Genomic DNA, 24,818 nt, shown 5'->3' on the forward strand with positions numbered 1-24,818 from the left:
GCGTGGATCTACTCTCATGCGCCTGATTCGATCATCCGCACCACTTCGGTGGCAGTAACCGGATGGCTCAACCGATAGCCTTGGCCCAGGTCGCAGCCACGCTGGGCCAGCAGCTCGAACTGCGCCTCCTGCTCGATACCCTCGGCCACCACCGTGATGCCCAGTGCATGGGCCATGGCGATGATCGCTGTGGTCAGGGCCAGATCGTCCGGGTCGCGCTGCATGTCGGCGACGAAGCTCTTGTCGATCTTGACCCCGTCCACCGGCACCTGCCGCAGGTGGCTCAGACCGGAGAAACCGGTACCGAAGTCGTCCAGCCACACCTTCACCCCCGCCCGGTGCAGCCGGTCCAGCAGCTGCGCGGCCAGCATCTCATCGCCGATCACCGCCGTCTCGGTCAGCTCCAGGTGCAGGCGCGAGGCCGGTAGACCCGACTCCTGCAGGCACTGCGCGACCAACGCTGGCAGCTCACCGCCGCGCAACTGCCGTGGCGACACGTTGACCGAAACGAACAGCTCGTCACCGGCCACGCCCCGCGGCCACTGCACCGCTTCCATGCAGGCGGCACGCAATACCTTCGGGCCGATGATCTCGATCAGGCCACTCTGCTCGGCCACCTCGATGAACACCGATGGCGGGATCGTGCCCAGCGTCGGGTGCTGCCAGCGCAGCAGCACTTCCACACCGACCATGCGGCGGTCGCGCATGCGGAAGATCGGCTGGTAGGCCAGCCGCAGCTCGCCGCGCTCCCAGGCACCGCGCAGCTCCTGCTCCATGTGCACGCGGCGCTCGACAGCGTGATCCATGGCCCGGCTGTAGTAGCGGTAGCAGTTCTTGCCCGCCATCTTTGCCTGGTACATCGCAATGTCGCCATTCTTCAACAGCGTCGTCGCGTCCGCAGCGTCGTCGGGGAACAGGGTCACACCGATCGAGGTACCCAGGAACAGTTCCCTGCCCTGCACCACCAGCGGCTTGCCCAGCTCGCGTACCAGCACTTCGGCCAGCAACCGCGCATTGGCCGCGACATCGCCATCTCCGACCAGGATCACGAATTCGTCGCCGCCGAACCGCGCCAGCAGGGTGTCATCGCCGCCGGCCTCGGTCACTGCACGGCCGATGCGCTGGGCAAACTGCAGCAACGCCTCGTCGCCGGCCTCATGGCCCAGCGTGTCATTGACCCGCTTGAAATCATCGATATCCGCAAACAGCAGCCCCAACCGATGATTGGACGCACGTGCGGCCATCAACCGGTGGTCCAGCGCCTCGCGGAACGCCAGCCGGTTGGTGAGGCCGGTCAACGCGTCGGTGTAGGCCATGCGCCGCACTTCGCGGTCGTGGCGGGCAATCGCATCACGCATGCGGGCAAAGCCCCGCACCAGTTCACCCACCTCGTCGTCGCGAGTGTTTTCCCGCAGCGGCGCCTGATAGTCGCCAGCTTCGATGCGTCGGGCGGCTGCCGCCAGGTCGCGGATGGGCGCCACCAGCGTGCGCTGCACGTACAGGATCACCACCACGCCGATCACCACCAGCAGGCCCAGCATCAGCAGCAGCCAGCCCAGATGTCGGCTTCCCATCTGCTGCAGCCGCTCATCGAGGGTCGCGTTGGCCGCCTGCTCGCGCTGCAGCACTTGATCCAGCGCCATGCCGACGCGGACACCACCGATGCGCCGATTGCCCGTCCTGATCGGCATCGCGTTGTCGAGCACCGTGGGCGACTGCTGCACCACCAGCGATTGCGCGGCAACCGCCCCGGCAGCCAGCGGATCGGCCATCGGCCGTCCAGCATCGGGCACCCCGACCGAGCCGTCATGCACCAGCCGCCCGCGGTCGTCGAACACCAGTACGTAGCGCACCACCGGCTGCCGCGAAATGCTGCGCACCAAGGCCCCGACCTGGTCCACGTCGTTGTTGTGCAGCGGACCGGCGAGCGCATCGGACAGCTCGCGCACCATGGCCTCGCCACGACTGCGCACACTGCGGTCGAACAGTTCGTGGATGACGCCGTTGCTGAGCGACCTCACCTCGCCCTGCATCGCCGCCTGCCGCCCCAGCAGCACGGCCAGGATCGCCACCACCACCAGCATCGCCCCGCCCATCGCAAGCAGGAATCGGGCCTGCATCCCGGAGCCGAGCAACTTCATTCCACTTCCATCCGCACGCGCGTCGACCCTTGTTTCAATTCATCCAACCACGGCTGCGCATGCGCAACGACGCGGCGGAAACCGGAAGCCCCCAACACCTTCTGCAACGCACTCTGCACCCGTCGAAGACAGACGACACGCGATGGCACGCCGGACGCGTGGCCGGACACCGCGAGCACCGGTCCGGCACTCTCCCGGTCCACACGGCCAAGCGCATGATCCTGCGTCATCGCGAATCGCCTCTCTTCGCTGCCCAATGCCCCCACGGCGAACCCGGCGCAGCATGCGCCGTCCCGGCCAGCAGGGCCAAGGCCAGGCTCAGCAGTTCCCCCTGCATTGCCCTACGCAGACCCGACACAAGCATCATCCCCCCGGGGTATCCGGACAGACTACCCGAAAAAATGAGACCGTCGTCAGCTGTCCTTGCTGTTCTTCTGCGCCAGACGCGCCATGCGCTGGGTATCGGCCAGGATGCCGCGCAGCAGACGCACTTCCTGCTCGCTCGGCTCGCTGCGCAGGAACAGACGGCGCAGCTTGCGCATCGCCGAATCGGGCGAGCGTCCCTTGTGGAAATCGATCTCGTCCAGGGTGTCACCCAACTGGGCGAAGAAACTCTCCATCTGCTCGTGGCTGGCCGTCTGCTCGCGACTGTCCGGCTCGGTCCCGGCCACCGGCTGAGCGCCCAGCAGCTGCATGCGCACTTCATAGGCCAGCACCTGCACTGCGGCGGCCAGGTTGAGCGAGCTGAACTCCGGGTCGGACGGAATGTGCACGGCGGCATGGCACAGCTGCAGCTCCTCGTTGGTCAGGCCGGTACGCTCGCGGCCGAACACCAGCGCCACCTCGGCGCCTTCGCCGGCCTTGGCCACTGCACGGGCTGCGGCATCTGCCGGCAGGAACTCCTCCAGCTGGACCCGGCGCGCACGTGCGGTGCACCCCAGCACGAACCGGCAATCGGCCACGGCATCGGCCAGGGTGGCCACCACCGGTGCGTCGCCGAGTACGTCCTCGGCGCCGGCCGAGCGCCGGAAGGCCTCTTCATCAAGCGGCTTTTCCGGTGCTACCAGCACCAGGCGGGCCAGGCCCATGGTCTTCAGGGCACGGGCGGCGGCGCCCATGTTGCCGGGGTGTTGGGTCCCGACCAGAACGAATCGGAGGCGGGTAGCGGCAGGAAACTGGGACATGAACAGGGAAAATGTCGAGCTGGACGAAGACCAATGGTAAACTGTGCGGCCGGCCACTGCGCCGGACCCGCTCTTTTCCCCCGCCAGCCCTTCTCTTCTGCCCTTCCGGGAGCCCATGCCATGCAGAAACCCGCCGTAACCGTCATGGTCAAGGCCGCCCGCCTCGCCGGCAACGTCCTCTTGCGCAACATCAACAAGCTCGAGGCACTGAATGTAGTCCAGAAGGGCCGCATGGACTACGCCAGCGAAGTCGATGCGGACGCGGAAAAGGTGATCGTCAAGGAACTCAAGCGCGCTTACCCCGAGTACGGCATCTTCGGTGAAGAAGGTGGCGTGCAGAGCGAGCGTCGCCATATGTGGGTCATCGACCCGCTGGACGGCACCAGCAACTACCTGCGCGGCGTGCCGCACTACTGCGTGTCGATCGCCCTGGTCGAGAACGGCGAGCCGACCGACGCGGTGATCTTCGACCCGCTGCGCAACGAGCTGTTCACTGCCAGCCGCGGCGCCGGCGCCGTGCTCAACGACCGCCGCATCCGCGTTGCCGACCGCAAGGATCTGGAAGGCACCATGATCCACACCGGTTTCGCCCCGCGCGAGCGTGCTCGCGCCAGCGCGCAGCTGAAGTCGGTGGACGCCCTGCTGGTGCACGCCGAAGACATCCGCCGCTCGGGTTCGGCCGCGCTGGACCTGGCCTACGTGGCCTGTGGCCGCGCCGACGCTTACTTCGAAGCCGGCGTGAAAGCCTGGGACATCGCTGCCGGTGTACTGCTTGTGCGCGAAGCCGGTGGCAAGGTCTGCGACTTCAAGGGCGCGACCCCGGCACGCATGGACAACCGTGGCCCGGACACCCAGCAGATCGTGGCCGGCAACCTGAAGGTGGCCGAGTCGCTGCAGAAGGTGCTGGTCAACACGGGCTACGCTGCCGAGTTCGACGCGAAGTTCTAAGCGCCCACGCGACGCGGTTCACTGAAACGGCACCTGCGAGGGTGCCGTTTTCGTTTGTGCGCACGGAGATTCGTTTCCGCGACCGCGGAGGGGTGTCACTTTCTTTGCTCGTGCACCGCGCTGCAGGAGCAGCGTGGAACGGCGTAGCCGGCCCGCAGGGTGGCGCACAGGGATGTGCGCCATCAAGAAAGTAACCAAAGAAACGCTCCGCCAGCCACGAGCCGTCGCTACGCGCCGGTACCCTGCGCTTCTCGGCGAATCAGGGGACGGCGCCGAACTCGCTGCGCTCAGACACCGGCGCCTCTTCGCCCCTGATTCCCCTGCGATGCTCGGCTCGCTCAAGGCGGACTGGAAGGTCAAGATCAACGGCAACAGCATCCACGCGTGGCGTGGATCAACCGGGAGCAGCTGTGGAATTTGACCTTGTGTCCGCCTTGAGCGAGCCGAGCACCGCAGGTCCGGCGAGGGCGGAGAGGTGCGGGTGTCTGAGCGCAGCGAGTTCCCGCACCGTCCCTCGACGGACCGAGGAGCACAGGGAACCGACGTGCGAAGCACGACGGCTCGCGGCCGGCGGCGTGTTTCTTTGGTTACTTTCTTGATGGCGCACATCCCTGTGCGCCACCCTGCGGGCCGGCTACGCCGTTCCACGCTGCTCCTGCAGCGCGGTGCACGAGCAAAGAAAGTGACACCCCTCCGCGGTCGCGGAAACGAGCCGCCGGGCGAGCCCGGCTCCAGCGATACATCCCCGCAAACAAAAACGCCCGGCGCGAGGCCAGGCGTTCCTGCATCTCCATCGGAAGCCGAAGCTTACGCCGCGGTTGACGCCCGCAGCGCGGCAATGCGCTCTTCCAGTGGCGGGTGGCTCATGAACAGCTTCTTCGCGGTCGAGCCGGCAATACCGAACGCGGCAATCTGCGTCGGCAAGGTGCTCTGGCCGTGGTTGAGCTGCAGTCGCTCCAGCGCCGAGATCATCTTCTGACGGCCCGCCAGCGATGCACCGCCGGCATCGGCGCGGAACTCGCGATGGCGCGAGAACCACATCGAGATCATCGTCGCGAACAGTCCGAACACCATCTCCAGCACGAACACGATGATGAAGTAGGCGAAGCCACGACCACCGCCTTCGCGGTTGCCCGACAACGCGCTGTCGATCACGCCGCCGACCACGCGGGCCAGCACGATCACGAAGGTGTTCAGCACGCCCTGCAGCAGCGCCATGGTGATCATGTCACCGTTGGCGACGTGGGCGATCTCGTGGCCGAGCACGGCTTCGGCTTCGTCCTCGCTCATGTTGTGCAGCAGGCCGGTGGACACCGCCACCAATGCGTTGTTGCGGTTGGCGCCGGTAGCGAAGGCATTGATCTCGGGGCCGTCATACACGGCCACTTCCGGCATGCCGATACCGGCTGCCTTGGCCTGTCGCTCGACGGTGGCCAGCAGCCAGCGCTCGGTCGGGTTGCGCGGCTCGGTGATCACCACCGCACCGGTGGAGCGCTTGGCCATCCACTTGGACAGCAGCAGCGAGATGAGCGAGCCACCGAAACCAAAGATCGCGGCCATGACCAGCAGGCCACTCATCGAACGGGAGTCCACGCCCAGGATTGACATCACGATGCTCGCGAGGATCAGCACCGCGAGGTTGGTCGCTAGAAAGAGGGCAATACGGGTGAACATGGGAAATTCCGGCTCGGAAGGGGTCGATATCCGTCAATTTGCGGTGCGGTCAGCTTGAATTCAAGCGCCAACCTGACCGACGATTCAGCCTGCATGACCTCCAACCTTCCCTGCGGCCGTTTCGCGCCCTCGCCCACCGGCCTGCTGCATCCCGGCTCCCTGCTCGCCGCCTTCGGCAGCTGGCTGCTCGCGCGCCACCATGGCGGCCTGTGGCGGTTGCGCATCGAAGACGTAGACCCACCCCGCACGGTTGCCGGTGCAGCACAGGCGCAACTGCAGACCCTGGCCGCGTTCGGCCTGGCCCATGACGGGCCGGTGATCTGGCAGAGCGCGCGCGGCGACGCCTACCAGGCTGCGCTGGACCGCCTGCTGGCCGATGGCCATGCGTTTGTCTGCCACTGCAGCCGCAGCGACCTGGCCGCCAACGGCGGCCTGCACCACCAGTGCGTTGCACGGCAGCCACGAGCGGACCCGGCCGTCCGCTTCCGCGTGCCTGCGGGCAGCTTGGTGCATTTCGAGGATGGCCTGCGCGGCCGGCAACAACAGGATGTCCATGCCGAGGTCGGCGACTTCGTCCTGCGCCGCGCCGATGGCTGCTGGGCCTACCAGCTGGCAGTGGTGGTCGACGATGCCGCGCAGGGCGTGAACGAGGTCGTGCGTGGCGCCGACCTGCTCGATTCCACTGCCCGCCAGATCCTGCTGCAGCGGGCGCTGGGCCTGCCGACACCGCGTTACTGGCACCTGCCGCTGCTGCTGGATGCAGCGGGCCACAAACTGTCCAAATCACTGGCCGCGCTGCCGGTGGAGGCCCGCGAGCCGGTACCGGCGCTGCGCCGGTTGTGGGAACTGCTGGGCCAGCCGAGCACCGCACTGGAAGGTACCGACGATCGCGATGCCCTGTTGGCCGCCGCCCAGCGCAGCTTCGACCCCAGCCTGCTGCCGCGCGCGGACATCCTGCTGCCGGCGGGCGCACTTTCCGCGCCGATGTTGCAGAATCATCCCTCCCCCACCTGATATCCGGACAGCTTTCCATGACATCTCGCGTCGCACTGGTCACCGGCGGAACCGGCGGCATCGGTACCGCCATCTGCCAACGCCTGGCCGACCAGGGCCACCGCGTCGCCACCAACTACCGCGATGAGGCCAAGGCCCGCGCTTGGCAGCAGAAGATGAGCGAACGCGGCTACCAGGTGTCGATCTTCCCGGGCGATGTCTCCGACTCCGCCAGCGCCGAAGCCCTGATCCGCGCGGTCGAAGCCGGACTGGGCCCGGTCGAGATCCTGGTCAACAACGCCGGTATCACCCGCGACACCACCTTCCACCGCATGCGCGCGGAGCAGTGGCACGATGTGATCAACACCAACCTCAATTCGGTGTTCAACGTCACCCGCCCGGTCATTGAAGGCATGCGCCGACGCGGCTGGGGCCGGGTCATCCAGATCAGCTCGATCAACGGCCTGAAGGGCCAGTACGGCCAGGCCAACTACGCCGCCGCCAAGGCCGGCATGCACGGCTTCACCATCTCGCTGGCGCGCGAGAATGCAGGCTTCGGCATCACCGTGAACACCATCTCGCCCGGCTATGTGGCCACCGACATGGTGATGGCGGTGCCCGAGGAAGTGCGCGCCAAGATCATCGCCGACATCCCGACCGGGCGCCTGGGCAAGCCGGAAGAAATCGCCTATGGCGTGTCCTTCCTGGTGGCCGAAGAGGCCTCGTGGATCACCGGCAGCAACCTGGACATCAACGGCGGCCACCACATGGGCTGGTAAACGCCGCCAAGGCCGGAGGCGCCTTCGTGCTGCACCCTGCCGTTGGTCATGCTGCGCAGCACGCAAAGCCTTGCTGCGCAACATTCCGGCGACGGAAAGCCAAGCCTGGCGGGGGCTGGGGCGGTTGCAACGGCTGCTGCACTGCGCCATGCTGCGCGTCTACTGTGACGAGTACCGCTTCATGGCTGCGACCCGCATCATCAAGAAGTATCCGAACCGCCGTCTGTACGACACCGAGATCTCCAGCTACATCACCATCGAGGACGTGCGCCAGCTGATCCTCGACGGCGAAGACTTCGAAGTCCGCGACGCCAAGAGCGGCGACGACCTGACCCGATCGGTCCTGCTGCAGATCATCGCCGACCAGGAGCAGGACGGTGAACCGATGCTCTCCACCCAGCTGCTGAGCCAGCTGATCCGCTTCTACGGCGATTCCCTGCAGGGCTTCATGGGCAACTACCTGGAGCGCAGCATGCAGGTGTTCCTCGACCAGCAGCAGCAGTTCCGCCAGCAGATGGGCAACCTGCTGGGGCAGACGCCGTGGGCGATGATGAACCAGCTGACCGAGCGCAATCTGGAGCTGTGGCAGGAATTCCAGCGCAACATGGGCAGTGGTTTTGGTGGTCCGCGTCCCGGTGGCACCGGAACGGGCACTGGCGGCGGCACCGGTACCGGCACGGCCGGCAAGCCGAACGAACCGACCGGCGGCACGGGTACCGGCGGCAAGACCCGCCGCTGAGGCGACCGCCCCGACTGATACGGAAACGGCGCGCCATGGGCGCGCCGTTTTGTTTTCAACGCCTCCACGCGTGGCGTGGATCTACGGACGTTTCGCCTTGCATGCCGAGCACACCCGCTCGACCTTGTAACCCTTGGCGCGCAGCTTCTCGACCACGCCGTCGCCGCCCAGCAGGTGCAGGCCGCCCACCACCACCAGCGTGCCGCCCTGCCCGGCTTGCAGGTACGGCAGCAGCTTGGGCACCCACGCATCGTTGCGGTCGGTATTGATGCGCTGGTAAAGCTGCGGATACTTCTGGCGCATCTCCACGCCCATCCGGTTCCACAACAGGCGATCATCGCCACGACGCCAGGCCTCATGCAGCATCTGCGCCTGGCCATCGCCCTTGCCTGCTTCGTCCAGCGCCTCGGACAGCATCTGCCGCTGCTCCTGCACGCTCATGCCATCGAGCAGGTTGATCTGGCTGGACATGTCTTCCAGGCCTGCGGTCTTCTTGCCCGCCTTCTGCGCCCGCTGCATGAAATGACGGTCCAGCCCCAGCTCAGGGTCCAGGCCCAGCTTCTGCATCTGCGCCACGGTGATGGTCAAACCGACAAACCACGCTTTCATGCCCTGCAACTGGGCCAACGGCAGTTTGTTCTGCGTCGCATAGGCCTGCAGCTTCTGCCAGGTCGGCGCATCCAGGTCACGCTTCAGCTCACTGCCATCCTTGCGGACAGCGACCTGCACCATCTGGCTGGCCATCTGCGGCGACTGCAGCTCCTCTGGCGTCACCTCGAACAGCACGCGCTGCGAGGCTTCGAATGCCTGCTCGACATCGGTCGACAGCGGATAGTCCTGCGGCTTCAACAGATGGAAGGAGCCCAGCAGGTACAGGCGTGCATCTCCCTGTCCGCTGACCTTCCACAGCAGCGGCACCGGCGGCTTGCCAGCCGCGGGTTCGGCCGGCGCATCGCGCGCGATGGCCAACGGGCCGGCGGCGCAGGCAACGAGAAACACAGCACTGCGCAACAACAGTTTCATCAACATGTTCAGCCCTCTCCTTCAGGCAGGTGATACGCCTTCTCACCCGCTTCCACGCGCAGATCCAAGCGGTTTTCCGGCGGCGCCAACGGGCAGGTCGCATAAGCGGTGAACGCGCACGGTGGGTTGTGGGCGTGGTTGAAGTCGATCGTCACGTGGCCGTCGGCCGTCGGCGCATCGGTATCCAGATAGCGGCCAGCAGGATAGCTGCCGTGGCCACTGGTACGGTCGGCGAAGATCAGGAACAGCGGCTGCCCCGGCTCGCCGATCGCTTCCAGCCGCCAGCTGCGGCCGTCGCGATCGAATTCCACGGCGCCGGCATTGGGCATCTCGGTAGTCAGGCCGGTGATGTCCACGATCGGCAGGGTCTTGCCTGGCGGATGGGCGATGAAGCGTGCCTGCACCTGCCACTGCGGACCACCGGGCCAGTACTGCAGGCCGGCGAAATCGCGGCGCGCGGGTGCATCGGCGTGCTTCACCCGCAGCGCATCGCGCGGGCCGCGACGGATCAGGCTGAGCTGGCCCTTGCCGCCATCGAAGGCCAGCAGGGTCGGCTGCGGATCCTTGTCGGTATCCATGCGGACACGCCCACGCACAGGCTGTCCATCGAGGGTGACATCGGCGCCGGATTCCGGCGTGAACCACCATTGGTCGCCTTCACGGCGCAGCAGCCCCAGCCTGGCCGGCCCCACCGCCAGGCGAATGCCGCTGGTGGCGCCACTGCCGACAAAGTGCGACCGGTTCTGCAACCAGTGCAGGCCGACCAATGCGGTCCACCCATCGGCCCGGGTCAAGTCCTGGTAGCGCAGTACCCGCCATTGCTGTTGCTGCGCAGCGAATGCCGGATCCTCAACGACGGCTGGCGCCGGCGTCGGTGCCGGGCTGCAGGCCGCCAACAACAGGACCGCCATCAGGCCGCCCATTCCCCAAAGTCGCATCGGTGCTCCCCTCAACGTCCGCGCAGGAACCAGCGGTCGATCTCCGCCAGCGAAAAACGGGCCCAGGTCGGCCGGCCGTGGTTGCACTGGCCGGACCGCTCGGTGATTTCCATGTCGCGCAGCAGCGCGTTCATTTCCGGCACGGTCAGGCGCCGGTTCGCACGCACGGCGCCATGGCAGGCCATGGTCGACAGCAGCTCATCGCGCGCCGTGGCGATGCGCCGGCTCTGGCCATGCTCACGCAGGTCGGTCAGCACGTCGCGCAGCAGACCTTCGGGCTCGGCATGGGCCAGCAGCGCCGGGATGCTGCGCACGTGCAATGCGCCCGGTCCGGCGCGGGTGATCTCGAACCCGAGGGCGGCCAGCGTATCGGCCTCCACCTCAGCGGTGTCAGCCTCGCGCTCGCCCACTGCCAGGGTGATCGGCACCAGCAACGGCTGCGACTGCAGGCCGATGCCATCGTGCGCATTCTTCAACCGCTCGTAGCCGATGCGTTCGTGCGCCGCATGCATGTCGACCACGATCAGGCCTTCGGCGTTCTCGGCCAGAATGTAGATACCATGCAGCTGGGCAACGGCATAGCCCAGCGGCGGCACCCCGGCGTCTGCGCTGGTGACCGGCAGTCCATTCTCCATCGGCATCGGCGGCAGTGCCGCACCGCGCTCGGCACCGGCTGGCGATGCATACAGCGCAGCATAGGCCGCGGGTGCATCGGCAACCTGCAGGCCCAGCGGCTGCTGGGGTCGCCAACCGGAAAATCCTCCGCCGCCGCCCTGCCCCGCACCGGGTGCCGGACCGCGCACGTAGCCGAAGCTGGAGGCGGTGGCCCCCGGCATCGCAGATGCGCTGCCGCCCTCGGCCGGATGCACCGCCCCCGCACCGATCTCCTGCGCGCTCATGCCGGCGCGGGTGTCGGCCAGCGCATCCTTCAAAGTGCGGTAGACGAAGTCATGCACCAGCCGCGAGTCACGGAAGCGCACCTCATGCTTGGCCGGGTGCACGTTCACATCGACGCGCGTCGGGTCCAGTTCCAGGAACAACACATAGGCTGGCTGCCGACCGTGATACAGCACGTCGCCGTAGGCCATCTTCACCGCGTGGGCAACACTGCGGTCACGCACCGAACGGCCGTTGACATACAGGTACTGCTGATCGGTGCTGGCACGCGAATAATGCGGCTGCGCGATCCAGCCATGCAGGCGCAGGCCGGCACTGCTGTGATCCACGCGCACGGCCTGGCTGGCGAAGTCTTCGCCCAGGGTCTCGGCCAGACGCACGTCCGAATACAGGTCACCCGGCTTGTAGCGGCGCGAGGCCTTGCCGTTGTGCGAGACACGCAGCTCGACATCGGGACGGGCCAGCGCCAGCGAGCGCAGCCACTCCTCGATATGCCCCAGCTCGGTGCGCTCGGCACGCAGGAACTTGCGCCGCGCCGGCACGTTGTAGAACAACTCGCGCACTTCCACCGTGGTGCCCGGCGCATGCGCGCGAGGGGTCACCTCGCCGATCTTGCCGCCTTCGATCTGCAGTGCCGAACCGTGCTCATCATGGGCACGGCGCGAGGACAGGGTGAAACGGCTGACCGAGGCGATCGACGGCAGCGCTTCACCACGGAAACCCAGCGTGGCCACCGCTTCCAGCTCGTCCAGGTTGGCGATCTTGCTGGTGGCGTGCCGCGAGACGGCCAGCGGCAACTGTTCTGCGGCAATGCCGCTGCCGTTGTCGCGGATGCGGATCAGGCGCACACCGCCTTCTTCCAGTTCGATATCGACGCGGCTGGCGCCGGCATCGATGGCGTTTTCGACCAGCTCCTTGACCACCGATGCGGGCCGTTCGACCACCTCACCGGCGGCAATCTGGTTGATCAGGATTTCCGGCAACGGCCGGATCGGACGCGGATCGGGCGCGTTCATGGGGCGACATGGGCTGCGGACTTCATGCCCCGATGATAGCGGAGCGGCGACAGGTAGAGTCGAGATCCACCGTGTGCAGCGTCCGCCAGGCAGGGCTCTACCGGAAGTGAGCGGCCCGTTGGCGCAGCGCCCGGGAAACAGGAACGCCGCGAACCCGGATTACTTGCTGCCGCCAGCCACGGTGCTTGCGGCGTCGATCTCGGCCTGCGCGCGCGCAGCGTACAGCGTCCCCGGCGGCGGTTGGCGGCTGAAGAACGTATGCACGCCGTCCAGCACTGCACCGGCGACCTTGCGCTGGTAGGCCGGGTCGATCAGGCGGCGCTCTTCGTCCGGGTTGGAGATGAACGCAGTTTCCACCAGCATCGCCGGCATGTCCGAGGTGCGCAGCACCGCGAAGTTGGCGCGTTCGATGTTCGGCTTGTGGTTGTTGCCAATCCGCTTCAGGCCGCCCAGCACGTGCCCGGCTGCGTCCTCGGAGGATTTCATGTAACCGCTCTGGGCCAGGTCCAGCAGGACGTTGGCGAGGGTGCCCTCGGTCTGCTGCAGGCGCACGCCACCGACCAGGTCGGCCGCGTTTTCCTTGTCCGCCAACCAGCGCGCACGCTGCGAGGACGCGCCCTTGGTCGACAGCACGTACACCGACGAACCGGTGGCCGAGCGGTTCTCGGCGGCATCGGCGTGGATCGAAATGAAGATGTCGGCCTTGTTCGCACGCGCCTTCTGCGCACGCATCGGCAGCGGGATGAACACATCGCTGTCGCGGGTCAGGAACGCTTTCAGGCCGGGCGTGGCGTTGACCTGACGGGCCAGTTCACGCGCCACCGCCAGGGTGACGTCCTTCTCGCGCTTCCCGGTCGGGCCGATGGCACCGGGGTCCTGGCCGCCATGGCCTGGGTCGATTGCCACCACCAGGTGACGCATGCCCGGCTGCATGCGGATGCGCGAGGCATCGCTGGGCATGGTTGGGCGCGGCGACTCGGCCGGCGCAACAGGTGTTGGCACCGGCTTCGGCTGGGTGGTCACCACCGCAGTGGTCGCCTGACCGGCCAGGATCGCTGCCGGCGATGATGTCGGTGTGCTGCTGGCGGTGGTGCCCGCTGCCGCCATCTGTACCGGCGCGGTGCTTGGCGCTGGCGTCGGTGCTGCGGGTGCGGCAGCGCTGGCACTGGCCTGCTGCTGGACCTGTGCGGTCAACAGCGCGGTGGCGCGCGCGGCGTCACCACGGGACTGTGCGGTTTGCGCCGGGGTCGGGTTCGGAGCCGGACTCAGCGATGACGCCGCTGGCGACGGCGTGGGCGCAGGCGTCGCCGTGGGTCGGCTGGCGGCCACGGCCGGGCCATCGCCCGGCCACTCGATCACCAGTTTGGATTCATTGCCTTCGCGCTGCATCTGCGGGCGGAAGGGTGCGACCGTCTCGGCCAGGTCGAATACGACACGGAACGTTCCCGGCACCGGCTGTCCGGTGCGCACCGCCGTGACTACGCCCTGCGGCGAGGGCATCTTCAGGTTGCGCACCGCACTGGAATCGGGGAAATCGACCACCAGCCGGTTCGGGCCGGCCAGGGACAGCGTCTTGTAGCCGCCACTACCGACCAGCGCGATTTCCGCACGGGTTCCGGTAGAACCGGTATTCAGCAGCACCTGACGGACCTCACCGGCCCACGCACTGACGCTCGCCAGACCAAGTCCGACGGCGGCACAGATGGCAATGAGTCGATTCCCCGGGCGCATGACTCAGGATTCAATCACCGCACTGAACGGAATGCAACACCTTTTTCCTTAATAATCCGTAACCTGCCGGTGTTTGTTCTCGTCAGCCGACAGAAAGAGCCCGCAAGTCGCCACCTTCGGGAAGCCGCTGCAGCCATTCACGTCCCGCGTCGCTGGTGCCAGTGAGACGCACGCGGCGCCCCTGCCCTTCAATTTCCAGTGCGACCACCAGATCGGTGGGCGGCAGCGCACCGGCACCGCGCTCGGGCCATTCGACCAGCCACAGCACGGCGCTGCCCTCGTCCAGCCCGAGGAAATCCAGCTCGCCGGCTTGGCCGATGCGGTACAGGTCCAGGTGCCAGGCTTCGCCGCCACTGGACAGCGGATAGCGCTCGACCAGCGTGTAAGTGGGGCTGCGGATCGCGCCCTGCACTCCCAGCGCACGCAGCAGCGCGCGCGCCGTGGTCGATTTGCCGGCGCCAAGATCGCCGCGCAGTTCGACCAGCGCCTGCGCTGGACGGGTGGCTGCCAGCCATTGCCCCAGCAGTTCGGTGGCGTCGCTGTCAGCAAGGAAGAATTCGGTCATCGGGAACATTCCGGGTTGGCCAGCCGCCGCAGGGGCGCCAGCAGATCAGTGGGAAGCAGGCCGCGGGCACCGTCGGCGGCGGCGACATCACCGGCCAGGGCATGCAGGAGCGCACCGCCGGCCGCCGCATCGAATGCAGACAGGCCTTGCGCGCGCAGGCTGGCGATGATGCCGGTCAACAGGTCCCCCATGCCACCCACCGCCATTCCCGGGTTGCCGGCTGCAATCAGTCGTGGTGCGCGGCCGGGCGCGGCGACGATGCTGCCAGCTCCCTTCAGCACCACCACCGCGTGATAGCGCTCGGCCAGCGCCTGCGCGCTGCCGTAGCGATCAGCCTGGATTGCCGCCGTGCTGGTTTCCAGCAAGCGCGCCGCTTCGCCGGGGTGCGGGGTCAGGATCGCATCGGCCAGCGCATGCGCATCCTGCGCCAGCAGGTTCAGCGCATCGGCGTCAATCACCAGTGGCAGGCCTGACTGCAGCACACGCGCATACAACGCGCGGGCCCATTCGTCCTGGCCCAGGCCCGGGCCGATCGCCACCACCTTGGCCTTTGCCAGCAATGCAGGCAGGGCAGCACCATCTTCCAGCGCATGCGTCATCGCTTCGGGCAACCTCGACAGCAGCGGGCCGACATGGTCCCGACGCGTGCCGATGCTCAGCAGACCTGCACCAGCGCGCAGCGCGGCTTCGGCGGCCATCGCGATTGCACCGCCGCTGCCATGGTTGCCACCCACGCACAGCACGTGCCCGGATTCACCCTTGTGGCTGTTGGCACGGCGCGGCGGCAGCAGATCCGGCAGGCGCGACTGCGTCCAGCACTCTGCAGCGGCAACGACACCCTGCCAGGCCTCGTCGGGCAGCGTCAGCGGTGCCAGCTGTTTACGCCCGGTGCATTCCAGCGCGTCTCCGGTGTACAGGCCACGATGGGCGACGATGAACTGCAATGTCAGGGCTGCGCGGACGGCTACGCCCGGCACGCAGCCGCGGTCGGCATCGACGCCACTGGGTACATCCAGCGCCAACACCGGCGCGCGCTGCGCGTTGAGCGCCTCGATCAATGCCTGCGCTGCCCCGCCCGGCGCGCGGGAGAAGCCGAGGCCGAACAGGGCATCGACCCATACATCGGCCTGGGCCAGTTCGCCGTTGAAATCAGCGATGGTTCCCCCGGCGGACTTGAAATCCGTCGCGGCGCGCTGCGCCAGTGCCGTGGAAGACGGCCAGCCCGGCAGCGCGACCACCTGAACCTGCAGCCCCGCCTGCAGCGCATGACGGGCCAACACGTAACCATCGCCGCCATTGTTGCCGCTGCCAACGACCACGCCGAGCCGGCGCGCCTGTGGCCAGTGCTGCAGCAGGCACTGCCAGGCCGCCTGCCCCGCCTGGGCCATCAGGCCCCAGCCACCCTCGCCCGCCAGCGCGGAGGCCTGGACATCGAGTGTGCGTGCGGCACGGGAATCGAACAGATCGGCGAGGTTGGCCATGCAGGGATTTTATACTGGTGCACATGTCCCCCGTCCCTGCCCCCCTCGATCCGGCCCTGGCCGTACAGCGCATCCGCGACCTCGCGCGTGCGCATGGCTTCCAGCGCTGCGGTATCGCCGGCATTGAACTGGGCGAGGATGAGGCGCACCTGGCCGACTGGCTGGGCCAGGGCCTGTACGGCACGATGGACTGGATGGCCCGCCACGGCACCCTGCGCGCGCGACCTGCCGAGCTGCTGCCCGGCACGGTGCGGGTGATCTCGGTGGGCATGGACTACAGCCACAAGGACGACACCGAAGCCTGGGCCACGTTGGCCGATCCGGGCCGGGCCTACGTGGCGCGCTACGCACTCGGTCGCGACTACCACAAGCTGATGCGCAACCGCCTGCAGAAGCTGGCCACGCAGATCAATGATGAGGTGGCGCCGCTGGGCTACCGCGTCTTCGTCGACTCGGCGCCGGTGCTGGAACGCGCGCTGGCCCGCAATGCAGGGCTGGGCTGGATCGGCAAGCACACCTGCCTGATCGACCGCCACGGCGGCTCGTGGTTCTTCATCGGCGAGATCTACATCGATATCCCGCTGCCGATTGATACGCCGGCCAGCGCCCACTGCGGCACCTGCACCCGTTGCATCGACGTCTGCCCAACCCAGGCCATCACCGGCCCGCAGCGCCTGGATGCGCGCCGCTGCATCTCCTACCTGACCATCGAGCATGACGGGGCGATTCCACTGGAGATGCGACCACTGATCGGCAACCGCATCTATGGATGCGACGACTGTCAGCTGGTCTGCCCCTGGAACAAATTCGCCAAGCGCACCGACGAGGCCGACTTCCGCGCCCGCAACAACCTGGACACCGCACGCCTGGACCAGTTGTTCGCGTGGGACGAAGCTGAATTCCTGCGCCGTACCGAAGGCAGCCCGATCCGCCGCAGCGGCCACGAGCGTTGGCTGCGCAACATCGCCTTGGCGCTGGGCAATGCGCCGACCACGGCAGCGACGCTGTCGGCACTGCAGACGCGCGCCGAAGATGCTTCCCCCGTGGTCCGCGAACACGTGCAATGGGCACTGGGCCAGCACGGCCTGCGCTGACGTGCGATCCTGAGGCCCCTGCTCCATCTGCCGTACGCCGTAACCATGCAGCCACGCAACAACGATGTCCTCACCCCCAGCCAGCTCAACACCCTCGCCCGCGACCTGCTGGAAGGCAGCTTTTCGGCGATATGGGTGGAAGCCGAACTGGGCAGCGTGGCGCGCCCGGCATCGGGCCATCTGTACTTCACCCTGAAGGACGCGCGTGCACAGCTGCGCGCTGCGATGTTCAGGATGAAGGCGCAGTACCTGAAGTTCGTGCCGCGCGAGGGCATGCGCGTACTGGTGCGCGGCAAGGTGACCCTGTACGACGCCCGTGGCGAGTACCAGATGGTGCTGGACCACATGGAGGAAGCCGGCGAAGGCGCACTGCGTCGCGCGTTCGAGGAACTGAAGGCGCGGCTGGAGGCCGAGGGACTGTTCGACCCGGCGCGCAAGCGGCCGATGCCGGCGCATGTGCAGCGCCTGGCGGTGATCACCTCGCCCACCGGTGCCGCCGTGCGCGATGTGCTGAGCGTGCTCGGCCGCCGCTTCCCGATGCTGGAAGTGGATCTGCTGCCGACCCTGGTACAGGGCGCAACCGCTGCCGCGCAGATCACCCGCCTGCTGCAGGCCGCCGATGCCAGCGGCCGCTACGACGTGATCCTGCTGACCCGCGGCGGTGGCTCGCTGGAGGACCTGTGGGCGTTCAACGATGAAGCCCTGGCCCGTGCAATCGCCGCCAGCGGCACGCCTGTTGTATCGGCGGTGGGTCACGAAACCGACTTCAGTCTCAGCGATTTTGCCGCTGACCTGCGCGCGCCGACGCCATCGGTGGCCGCAGAACTGCTGGTCCCCGATCAGCGCGACCTGGCCCTGCGCCTGCGCCGCAATGCGGCTCGCATGGTGCAGCTGCAACGCCACGCCCTGCAGCAGGCCATGCAGCGCGCTGATCGTGCCCTGCTTCGTTTGAATGCACAGAGCCCACAGGCGCGTCTGGATCTGCTGCGTCGGCGCCAGCTGGACCTCGGGCGTCGATTGCATGCAGCGCACAACCAGCAGCAGGAGCGTCGCGCGGCCCGCCTGCGCCATGCCGCCGCAGTGTTGCGTGGTCACCATCCGCAACGGCAGATGGAAGCGCTGCGACATCGCCTTGCCGCGCTGGGCGGGCGCCCGCAAGCGGCGCTGCAGCGACTGCTGCAACGTGATGCGCTGCGCCTGCGCGGCCTTGCACGTTCGCTGGAAGCGGTCAGTCCGTTGGCGACCGTCGCGCGTGGCTACAGCATCGTGACCCGTGCAGACGATGGCGCGCTGGTGCGCCGGATCGAGCAGGTGCAACCGGGTGACGCACTGCAGGCCCGCGTCGGCGACGGCGTGATCGACGTCCAGGTGACTGCGGTCAAGTAAGGGTTGCTCGGCAGGGCTGCGCCCTGCACCCGCGGTAGTGCCGGCCGCTGGCCGGCAATCTCAGCAGCAACAGCAACAGCTGGCATTCGGTGGGATGGCGGGGCGGTGTCGGTTTGCGGGGACGCCGTAAACCCGTCCGTGGGGGCTTGGCCGCGGCATCCATGCCGCGGACACCCCGCAATCCGACACCGCCCCACCTTCGACAGTTTGCCGGTGACGGTTGGCACATCCACGACATGCGTGGATGAATTTCTTTCAGATATCGAAATCAATCTGGGGTCAGATCCGTTTTCCGTAGGAAAACGGATCTGACCCCAAGAGCCACTCCAACAGATCGCGGAGATCTGTCGAAGGCGGGGTGGGTCCGGTTGCGGGAGTGTCCGCGGCATGGATGCCGCGGCCAAGCCCCCATGGACGGGTTCACGGCGTCTCCCGCAACCGGACCCACCCCGCCATCCCACCGATAGCCCGCTGTTGCTGTTGCTCCGGCTGTTGCTCCGGCTGTTGCTCCGGCTGTTGCTTCGGCGGGTGCAGGGCGCAGCCCTGCCGAACCACCCTTTACCTGGCCTGCTCGCAGAACTTCTGCCGGTACTCCAGTGCCTTCGGCATCAACGCCTGCAGGTTCTGGATACGGGTACCCGGATTGGGGTGGGTCGAAGAGAATTCAGGCGGCGACTGGCCGCCGCCGGCCTGGCCCATGCGCTGCCACAGCGGCACCGCCTCGCGCGGATCGAAACACGCCGCCGCCGCCAGCATCAGGCCCACTTCGTCAGCCTGCGTCTCGTGGCTGCGCGCATACGGCAACAGATAGCCGTAGCCCATCGCCGACATCATCATCTGCTGCTGCTGCGCATCCATGCCACTGGCGGCGCCGGCCACCTGGCCGATCTGGGTCAGCTTCTGCTGGGCCATGCGCTGTGCACCGTGCCGCAGCAACGCATGGGCGATTTCATGACCCATCACCACTGCCATCGCATCGCGGGTGCGCGCCACCGGGATCAGCCCCGTGTACACGGCCATCTTGCCGCCGGGCAGGCAGAACGCATTGGCCTGTTCGGACGGAATCACATTCACTTCCCACTCGAAGTCGCGTGCGAAGTGTGCCGGCTGCAACCCGTGTTCCTGCGCCAGCGCGGTTTCGACCACGTCCACCTTGGCAATCAATCGCTCGGCAATCGCCCGGACGTCCCGCGAGACCTGTTCGTTCGGGCCCAGCGGGCGCTCCTGCGACAGGATCTGCTGGTAGGCCTGCAGGCCCAGTGCCTTTTCCTGGCTGGCATCCAGGCTGCTGTCGATCAGCACCTTCTCGCCGGTATACGGGTCGACCGCACGGTTGGAGAACCAGTAGAACGCGGCGTAGCCGGCGGCCAGCAGCAGCACCCACCAGCGGATGTTGCCGAACAGACCACGCCGCTGCTGCGGCGAGCGGGAAAAAGGATCGTTGCGCATCGGCAGGTCTTCCGGCTGACCCCGCCGGTCGGCGGGTACGGCGCAATCTTAGTGCGACGCTGCCTGCGGCGGGTGAAGCCGACGCCGATGCGAGCGCGTCCGTCAGATCCCGCGGACCAGACGGAAGCCGATGCGCGCGTTGGTGGTATCCGAATCCTGCGATTGCCGCCAGGCCGCCCGGGTCTGCTCCGGTGCATTGGCCCAGTTGCCACCGCGGATCACCCGTGAACGACAGCCAGGGTTGAACCAGGCCACACCATCGGCCGGGGCGCGCCGATAGCTGGCATGCCAGCAGTCGGCCACCCACTCGCTCAGGTTGCCGCCCATGTCGTGCAGCCCGAAGCCGTTTGCCTGGAAACTGGCGACCGGTGCCGGCCCCCACCACCCATCGCCATAGCCGACGAAGGCGTTGTGCCAATGTCGGCCGGACGGTGAAACGTCCTTGCTGCCGGTGTAATTGCCACTACCTTCCGGCGGCAGCCCTGCATCGCCCCACGGATAGCGGCCACTGCTGCCGGCACGCATCGCGTACTCGAACTCGGCCTCGCTGGGCAGGCGGTAGCTGCGGCCGGTCTGCTCGGACAGCCAGGTGGCGTAATTCTCCGCGTCACGTACGCTGACATGCATCACCGGCGAATTGCCCAGTGCGCGCCCACCGTCATAGTCGGACCGCCAGTCCACGCCGCTGCGACGGATGAAATTGCCGCTGCGCTCGTCATAGACCACCGAGTGTCCACGCCGGGTCGCGCGTGGACGGGCGTTGGTCGCCTTCACATAACGCTCGAAATCACCCACGGTGATCTCGGTGATCGCCATCGCGTAACCGCGCTCGAAGCGCACATAGTGCGACGGTCGCTCTGCGTCGGTCGCGCCCGGTTCGGTATCACTGGCGCCCATCTGGAATCCGCCGTGCGGCACCACGATCATCTGCGGTCCACGGCCGCCATCACGCAGCGCGTCGCTGAACACCTGCCCCGGCCGGAAGCTGCCGTAATGGGTGGCCAACTCGATGCGCTCGCGCAGCTGCGCCACCACCGCGTCGCCCGGCAAGGCGATGCGCAGCGCTTCGGCCAGCTTCTCGCGCGCAGGCTTCAGCCCCTGCGGAGTGGTCAGATCATGCAGGCCGCCATCGCGCAGCTGGACCAGCGCCGCTGCGCGGATCTGCTCGATGCGCTCGAACGCGTCGGCGATGGTGGGTGACGAGTCCCGCACCTTGCTGGCCTCTGCCAACCACGCCCCGGCACTGGCGAAATCACGGATGCGCGCGGCGTCCTCGGCCCGCCGGATCAGTCCGCTTTCCGCAGCGGCCAGGCCCTGCCGCGCGCGGCGGTTGTTCGGGTCCAACGCCAGTGCCTCGCGGAAGTTGCCGATGGCGCCATCACCCTCTTCACCTATCCGGTCGGCACGCAGATCGTCTTCGCCCGCGCGGTTGTAGGCGACCACGCGCTGCGCCGTCTCCACCCGGCCCTGCAGCGCGCGCACCTTCTCGTCCTTCGGCGCAAGGGTCAGCAGTACCAGCGCCTGGCGCCCGGCTTCGGCCAGCGCTTCACGCTGCCGCAATGGCTGCTGCAGCAACGCATCGGCCTGCTGCAGCAGGCGCTGCTTCGCACGTTGCAGGCCCAGGCGCGCCTGGCGGTCGTCAGGTTCCTCTTCCTGCACCGCAAGCCACAGGGGAACTGCCGCATCGCCATCTTCGTACAGATGCCCCCGCGCGAATGCCTGATCGGCCGCCCGGCGCAGCTGTGCCAGCGTACGTCCCTGGCGATCGACCCGCGGCGGCGTCCACTGCTGGATGTCCTCGGCCGCATCGTCACCGGCAATGGTCACCGTGCCCTGCCCGCTACCAGGCGCCGGATCGGCCTCTGGCGCGGGATCGGCCGGCTGGCCTGCGGTGCCACCAGAGGTCTGCGCAGGGGGCGACGGCGTGCAACCGGCCAGACCCATGGCCAAGGCGGTACACAGCACGGGCGACAGCAGAAAACGCAAGCAGAGCCTCCTTCGGCACGGATGCGGACCGACGTTAGGCTATTCTCCCCTGCCTGAGCAAACACGAGTAGTAGGCCCTGACCTGTGGCAACCTGGATCACCACCCCCGCCGAGCTGGACACATACCGCCAGCAACGGCCGACCCGCATCGGCCTGGATACCGAATTCATCCGTGAACGCACCTTCTGGCCGCAGCTGGCGCTGGTGCAGATGGCCGTCGGCGAGGACATCCTGCTGATCGACCCATTGATTCCCGGCATGCCCGAGGCGCTGGCGCCGTGGCTGGCCGATGAATCCATCACCAAGGTAATGCACAGCGCCAGCGAAGACCTGGTGGCGTTCAAGTGGACCTGCGGCGTGCTGCCGCGCCCGTTGTTCGACACCCAGATCGGCGCCGCCCTGGCCGGCATCGGTGCTGGCATGGGCTACCAGAAGCTGGTGCAGGAGATCACCGGCGTGGCACTGGAAAAGGGCGAAACCCGCTCTGACTGGATGCGCAGGCCGCTGTCGGACTCACAGCTGAAGTACGCCGCCGATGACGTCGAGCATCTGTTCGCGATGCATGACGCGATTTCCGCCAAGCTGGAATCGCTGGGGCGCCAGCAGTGGCTGCACGACGACGGCGAGCGCCTGCTGGCCAGCGTCGCCAATGACGAAGACCGCTGGCCACACCTGGGCATGCGATCGGCGCAGTTCCTGGACGCGCCCGCGCAGCGCCGCCTGCTGCGCCTGCTGCGCTGGCGCGACGTGCAGGCGCGCGCCAGCGACCGTCCGCGCAGCTGGATCCTGGACAACGAGCTGGCCGCGACCCTGGCACGCACCCCGCCGGCCGATGCCGCTGCATTGAGCACGCTGTTCGAACAGTTCCCGAAGGCGCCGCGCAAGCTTGCCGCTGCCGTGTGGCAGGCACTGGATACGCCGCTGGCCGACGAAGCCGATGCACCACTGGCGGTACAGGCCAGCGACGCCAGCAAGCAGGCGCTGAAGAAGCTGCAGGACGCCGTGGCCGAACGCAGCCGCGAGCTCGGTCTGGCCGACGGCGTGCTGGCCTCGCGCAAGCATCTGGAAAGCTATCTGGAACGTCGGCAGTGGCCTGCCGCATTGGCCGGTTGGCGCCAGCAGGAGCTGGAGCCGGTGCTGGCACCGCTGTTGCCCGCCGCCTGAATGTCCTGCCGTCGTCGCGCACGCAGCGCGGCGACGGTACACCCGGGCATGGTCATGAGATCGCGCGGCACGTGCCTGCAGCGTGCGACACGTCGCGCTATCGCTCTTCGAAACCCACCTGACACTGATTGCCGCATGCGGCGGTCCCGTGATCCTGTACGCCCGCCAACAGGATCGCGCCGCTCGGTTCATGTACATGACTGCAGACACATACGCCTGCGTCGGCGGCATGCAAGAGTGAATCGCGCGTCACCTTTCATGCCTTTATCAAGGTACGGGTGGACGACGCACCCCGCAGGACCGATGCCGTCGGCGCAGGTCCTGCCCACGCTGCTGCGCAAAGGACTTCCATGCACACGATCATCTCCGAACGGACCGCAGCTTCCCCCTCCCGCCCCATGCGCCACCTGCGCCGATGGCTGGGCGTTTCACTCCTGTGCGTTGCCGCAAGTGCCAGCGCCGCCGATGACCTGCAGGCACGCATTGCACAGGCGCTGCAGGGCACGACGACGCCGGCCATGGGAGTACTGGTGATCCGCGACGGCAAGATCGCCGAGCAGGCCGTCAGCGGCGTGCGCCGCAATGATGAGAAGGTGGCCGTCAGCACCGGTGATGCCTGGATGATCGGCTCGACCGGTAAACCAATCACCGTCGCGATGATCGCGCGTCTGGTCGAACAGGGCGTGCTGAAGTGGGATGCGCCGCTGTCGACGATGCTGCCCGACCTGGCCGCGCAGATGCAGCCGGCCTACCGCAACGTCACGCTGGTGCAGCTGCTGTCGCACCGCGCCGGCCTGCCGGAAAACCTCACCGATGGCGCCGCGCTGGATGCGTTCTTCACCGACACGCGTGCCCTGCCTGTACAACGCGACGCCTACATCAAGGCCGCGCTGTCCGAGGCGCCGATCCACCCGCCGGGAACGGAATTCGCTTACAGCAACAGCGGCTTCCTGATCGCAGCCGTGATCGCCGAGCGCGCCACTGGCAAGGACGTGGAAACGCTGATCCAGCGCGAGGTGTTCCAGCCACTGAAGATGACCGGTGCCGGCTTCGGGCCGACCACGGCAGGGCAGCCGTTGGGCCACCGCGGCGGCAAGCCCGTCACCCGCGCGCCGCAGAAAGCCGATGATGGCGTACCGCCGATCTACACCGCCGCCGGCAACCTGCACATGCGCCTGCAGGACCTGGCACTGTTCGCCATCGACCAGCTCGCCGGCAGCCACGGCAAGGGCACGCTGTTGACGCCTGCGTCCTACACGCTGATGCAGAGCGCGCAACCGGGCAGCCCCTCGGGTCTGGACTGGGGCGTACAGCCGTCGATCGCAGGCCGCCAGGGCCCGGTGCTGGTGCACGGTGGCTCCGATGGCAACTGGCTGGCGTGGGTGGTGCTGTTCCCCGCACAGAACAGTGGCGTGATCGCTATTGCCAACGCCGCCGAAGACATGGGGGCCGACACGGTCACCATGGGTGTGCTCGGCGGCCTGTTCGCCGAACTGTCACCTTCCGCCGCGCCCGCCGCGAAGTAACACCGGCCGACGCCCTGCAGTTGCAGGGCGTCGGCCTGCCGCGGCACCGCAAGAGATAACAGGCCTGTACCGGATTGCCTAGAATGCGCGTCCGATCATCTGCA

General features: G+C 67.4%; 20 protein-coding genes. 8 read left to right on the plus strand and 12 right to left on the minus strand.

Annotation, left to right across the window (positions count from 1 at the left end):
• Positions 1–14: 14 nt before the first annotated feature.
• The 3 genes from ACQ5SA_RS04780 to ACQ5SA_RS04790 all read right to left on the minus strand — a co-directional run bounded on the left by ACQ5SA_RS04780 (position 15) and on the right by ACQ5SA_RS04790 (position 3,325).
• The gene (locus ACQ5SA_RS04780; RefSeq protein WP_499312936.1) at positions 15–2,141 is read right to left on the minus strand and encodes a putative bifunctional diguanylate cyclase/phosphodiesterase; all 2,127 of its coding nucleotides are present in this window, start codon (positions 2,139–2,141) and stop codon (positions 15–17) included.
• Positions 2,138–2,371, minus strand: coding sequence for a hypothetical protein (locus ACQ5SA_RS04785; RefSeq protein ID WP_499312938.1), 234 nt, complete (start codon positions 2,369–2,371; stop codon positions 2,138–2,140). The genes ACQ5SA_RS04780 and ACQ5SA_RS04785 overlap by 4 nt, the downstream gene beginning before the upstream one ends.
• Before the next feature lie 183 nt (positions 2,372–2,554).
• Positions 2,555–3,325, minus strand: a complete 771-nt coding sequence (locus ACQ5SA_RS04790) for an RNA methyltransferase (RefSeq protein WP_499312940.1) — start codon at positions 3,323–3,325, stop codon at positions 2,555–2,557.
• Positions 3,326–3,445: 120 nt separating this feature from the next.
• Between ACQ5SA_RS04790 and ACQ5SA_RS04795 the strand changes: the two genes are divergently transcribed.
• Entirely contained in the window at positions 3,446–4,273 is an 828-nt protein-coding gene (locus ACQ5SA_RS04795) for an inositol monophosphatase family protein (RefSeq protein ID WP_089236240.1), read from the plus strand.
• Between the two features lie 807 nt (positions 4,274–5,080).
• On the opposite strand, the gene htpX is transcribed toward ACQ5SA_RS04795, so the two are convergent.
• Positions 5,081–5,947, minus strand: coding sequence for a protease HtpX (htpX, locus tag ACQ5SA_RS04800; RefSeq protein ID WP_230112352.1), 867 nt, complete (start codon positions 5,945–5,947; stop codon positions 5,081–5,083).
• Between the two features lie 93 nt (positions 5,948–6,040).
• Here htpX and gluQRS point away from each other — a divergent pair, with 93 nt between their 5' ends.
• From gluQRS to phaR, 3 genes are all read left to right on the plus strand, one after another.
• Positions 6,041–6,961 (plus strand): tRNA glutamyl-Q(34) synthetase GluQRS, encoded by a 921-nt coding sequence (gluQRS, locus tag ACQ5SA_RS04805; RefSeq protein ID WP_499312942.1) that lies wholly within the window; start codon positions 6,041–6,043, stop codon positions 6,959–6,961.
• 17 nt (positions 6,962–6,978) lie between these two features.
• Positions 6,979–7,719 carry an acetoacetyl-CoA reductase gene (phbB, locus tag ACQ5SA_RS04810; protein ID WP_230112350.1) on the plus strand — a complete coding sequence of 247 codons (741 nt, stop codon included), beginning with the start codon at positions 6,979–6,981 and terminating at the stop codon, positions 7,717–7,719.
• Between the two features lie 181 nt (positions 7,720–7,900).
• Positions 7,901–8,458 (plus strand): polyhydroxyalkanoate synthesis repressor PhaR, encoded by a 558-nt coding sequence (gene phaR / locus ACQ5SA_RS04815; protein ID WP_230112378.1) that lies wholly within the window; start codon positions 7,901–7,903, stop codon positions 8,456–8,458.
• A gap of 81 nt (positions 8,459–8,539) precedes the next feature.
• Here phaR and ACQ5SA_RS04820 read toward each other — a convergent pair whose 3' ends face one another.
• From ACQ5SA_RS04820 to ACQ5SA_RS04845, 6 genes are all read right to left on the minus strand, one after another.
• Positions 8,540–9,487 carry a TraB/GumN family protein gene (locus tag ACQ5SA_RS04820; RefSeq protein WP_499312943.1) on the minus strand — a complete coding sequence of 316 codons (948 nt, stop codon included), beginning with the start codon at positions 9,485–9,487 and terminating at the stop codon, positions 8,540–8,542.
• 2 nt (positions 9,488–9,489) lie between these two features.
• On the minus strand, positions 9,490–10,419 hold the full coding sequence (locus ACQ5SA_RS04825) for a DUF1684 domain-containing protein (protein ID WP_230112348.1): 930 nt from the start codon (positions 10,417–10,419) through the stop codon (positions 9,490–9,492).
• A gap of 11 nt (positions 10,420–10,430) precedes the next feature.
• A complete protein-coding gene (gene mutL / locus ACQ5SA_RS04830; RefSeq protein WP_230112347.1) occupies positions 10,431–12,332 on the minus strand; it encodes a DNA mismatch repair endonuclease MutL in 1,902 nt (633 codons plus the stop codon).
• A gap of 159 nt (positions 12,333–12,491) precedes the next feature.
• Positions 12,492–14,063, minus strand: coding sequence for an N-acetylmuramoyl-L-alanine amidase (locus ACQ5SA_RS04835; RefSeq protein WP_499312945.1), 1,572 nt, complete (start codon positions 14,061–14,063; stop codon positions 12,492–12,494).
• Positions 14,064–14,145: 82 nt separating this feature from the next.
• Positions 14,146–14,628 carry a tRNA (adenosine(37)-N6)-threonylcarbamoyltransferase complex ATPase subunit type 1 TsaE gene (tsaE, locus tag ACQ5SA_RS04840; protein WP_499312947.1) on the minus strand — a complete coding sequence of 161 codons (483 nt, stop codon included), beginning with the start codon at positions 14,626–14,628 and terminating at the stop codon, positions 14,146–14,148.
• Positions 14,625–16,109, minus strand: coding sequence for an NAD(P)H-hydrate dehydratase (locus ACQ5SA_RS04845; protein WP_499312949.1), 1,485 nt, complete (start codon positions 16,107–16,109; stop codon positions 14,625–14,627). Before ACQ5SA_RS04845 ends, tsaE begins: the two co-directional genes overlap by 4 nt.
• A gap of 23 nt (positions 16,110–16,132) precedes the next feature.
• On the opposite strand from ACQ5SA_RS04845, the gene queG reads away from it, so the two are divergent.
• Both queG and xseA read left to right on the plus strand, forming a co-directional pair.
• Positions 16,133–17,203, plus strand: coding sequence for a tRNA epoxyqueuosine(34) reductase QueG (queG, locus tag ACQ5SA_RS04850; RefSeq protein ID WP_499312951.1), 1,071 nt, complete (start codon positions 16,133–16,135; stop codon positions 17,201–17,203).
• A 45-nt stretch (positions 17,204–17,248) separates the two neighbouring features.
• Positions 17,249–18,589 carry an exodeoxyribonuclease VII large subunit gene (gene xseA, locus ACQ5SA_RS04855; protein WP_499312952.1) on the plus strand — a complete coding sequence of 447 codons (1,341 nt, stop codon included), beginning with the start codon at positions 17,249–17,251 and terminating at the stop codon, positions 18,587–18,589.
• 558 nt (positions 18,590–19,147) lie between these two features.
• Here the strand turns inward: xseA and ACQ5SA_RS04860 are convergent.
• Positions 19,148–20,038, minus strand: coding sequence for a M48 family metallopeptidase (locus tag ACQ5SA_RS04860; RefSeq protein WP_089236252.1), 891 nt, complete (start codon positions 20,036–20,038; stop codon positions 19,148–19,150).
• A 102-nt stretch (positions 20,039–20,140) separates the two neighbouring features.
• A complete protein-coding gene (locus ACQ5SA_RS04865) occupies positions 20,141–22,024 on the minus strand; it encodes a formylglycine-generating enzyme family protein (RefSeq protein ID WP_230113056.1) in 1,884 nt (627 codons plus the stop codon).
• 84 nt (positions 22,025–22,108) lie between these two features.
• Between ACQ5SA_RS04865 and rnd the strand changes: the two genes are divergently transcribed.
• Together rnd and ACQ5SA_RS04875 are read left to right on the plus strand one after the other, a co-directional pair.
• On the plus strand, positions 22,109–23,188 hold the full coding sequence (gene rnd, locus ACQ5SA_RS04870; RefSeq protein ID WP_499312954.1) for a ribonuclease D: 1,080 nt from the start codon (positions 22,109–22,111) through the stop codon (positions 23,186–23,188).
• Positions 23,189–23,586: 398 nt separating this feature from the next.
• Complete coding sequence (locus tag ACQ5SA_RS04875; protein ID WP_499312956.1) at positions 23,587–24,714, plus strand: serine hydrolase domain-containing protein; 1,128 nt, start codon at positions 23,587–23,589, stop codon at positions 24,712–24,714.
• Positions 24,715–24,818 lie beyond the last annotated feature (104 nt).

Source organism: Stenotrophomonas indicatrix (assembly GCF_050573115.1).
Lineage (GTDB): Bacteria > Pseudomonadota > Gammaproteobacteria > Xanthomonadales > Xanthomonadaceae > Stenotrophomonas > Stenotrophomonas lactitubi_A.

Bases quoted from the DNA above. Each gene is read 5' to 3' on its own strand.
- ACQ5SA_RS04780 (WP_499312936.1), bottom strand. From the start codon at position 2,141: ATGAAGTTGCTCGGCTCCGGGATGCAGGCCCGATTCCTGCTTGCGATG.
- ACQ5SA_RS04785 (WP_499312938.1), bottom strand. From the start codon at position 2,371: ATGACGCAGGATCATGCGCTTGGCCGTGTGGACCGGGAGAGTGCCGGA.
- ACQ5SA_RS04790 (WP_499312940.1), bottom strand. From the start codon at position 3,325: ATGTCCCAGTTTCCTGCCGCTACCCGCCTCCGATTCGTTCTGGTCGGG.
- ACQ5SA_RS04795 (WP_089236240.1), top strand. From the start codon at position 3,446: ATGCAGAAACCCGCCGTAACCGTCATGGTCAAGGCCGCCCGCCTCGCC.
- htpX (WP_230112352.1), bottom strand. From the start codon at position 5,947: ATGTTCACCCGTATTGCCCTCTTTCTAGCGACCAACCTCGCGGTGCTG.
- gluQRS (WP_499312942.1), top strand. From the start codon at position 6,041: ATGACCTCCAACCTTCCCTGCGGCCGTTTCGCGCCCTCGCCCACCGGC.
- phbB (WP_230112350.1), top strand. From the start codon at position 6,979: ATGACATCTCGCGTCGCACTGGTCACCGGCGGAACCGGCGGCATCGGT.
- phaR (WP_230112378.1), top strand. From the start codon at position 7,901: ATGGCTGCGACCCGCATCATCAAGAAGTATCCGAACCGCCGTCTGTAC.
- ACQ5SA_RS04820 (WP_499312943.1), bottom strand. From the start codon at position 9,487: ATGTTGATGAAACTGTTGTTGCGCAGTGCTGTGTTTCTCGTTGCCTGC.
- ACQ5SA_RS04825 (WP_230112348.1), bottom strand. From the start codon at position 10,419: ATGCGACTTTGGGGAATGGGCGGCCTGATGGCGGTCCTGTTGTTGGCG.
- mutL (WP_230112347.1), bottom strand. From the start codon at position 12,332: ATGAACGCGCCCGATCCGCGTCCGATCCGGCCGTTGCCGGAAATCCTG.
- ACQ5SA_RS04835 (WP_499312945.1), bottom strand. From the start codon at position 14,063: ATGCGCCCGGGGAATCGACTCATTGCCATCTGTGCCGCCGTCGGACTT.
- tsaE (WP_499312947.1), bottom strand. From the start codon at position 14,628: ATGACCGAATTCTTCCTTGCTGACAGCGACGCCACCGAACTGCTGGGG.
- ACQ5SA_RS04845 (WP_499312949.1), bottom strand. From the start codon at position 16,109: ATGGCCAACCTCGCCGATCTGTTCGATTCCCGTGCCGCACGCACACTC.
- queG (WP_499312951.1), top strand. From the start codon at position 16,133: ATGTCCCCCGTCCCTGCCCCCCTCGATCCGGCCCTGGCCGTACAGCGC.
- xseA (WP_499312952.1), top strand. From the start codon at position 17,249: ATGCAGCCACGCAACAACGATGTCCTCACCCCCAGCCAGCTCAACACC.
- ACQ5SA_RS04860 (WP_089236252.1), bottom strand. From the start codon at position 20,038: ATGCGCAACGATCCTTTTTCCCGCTCGCCGCAGCAGCGGCGTGGTCTG.
- ACQ5SA_RS04875 (WP_499312956.1), top strand. From the start codon at position 23,587: ATGCGCCACCTGCGCCGATGGCTGGGCGTTTCACTCCTGTGCGTTGCC.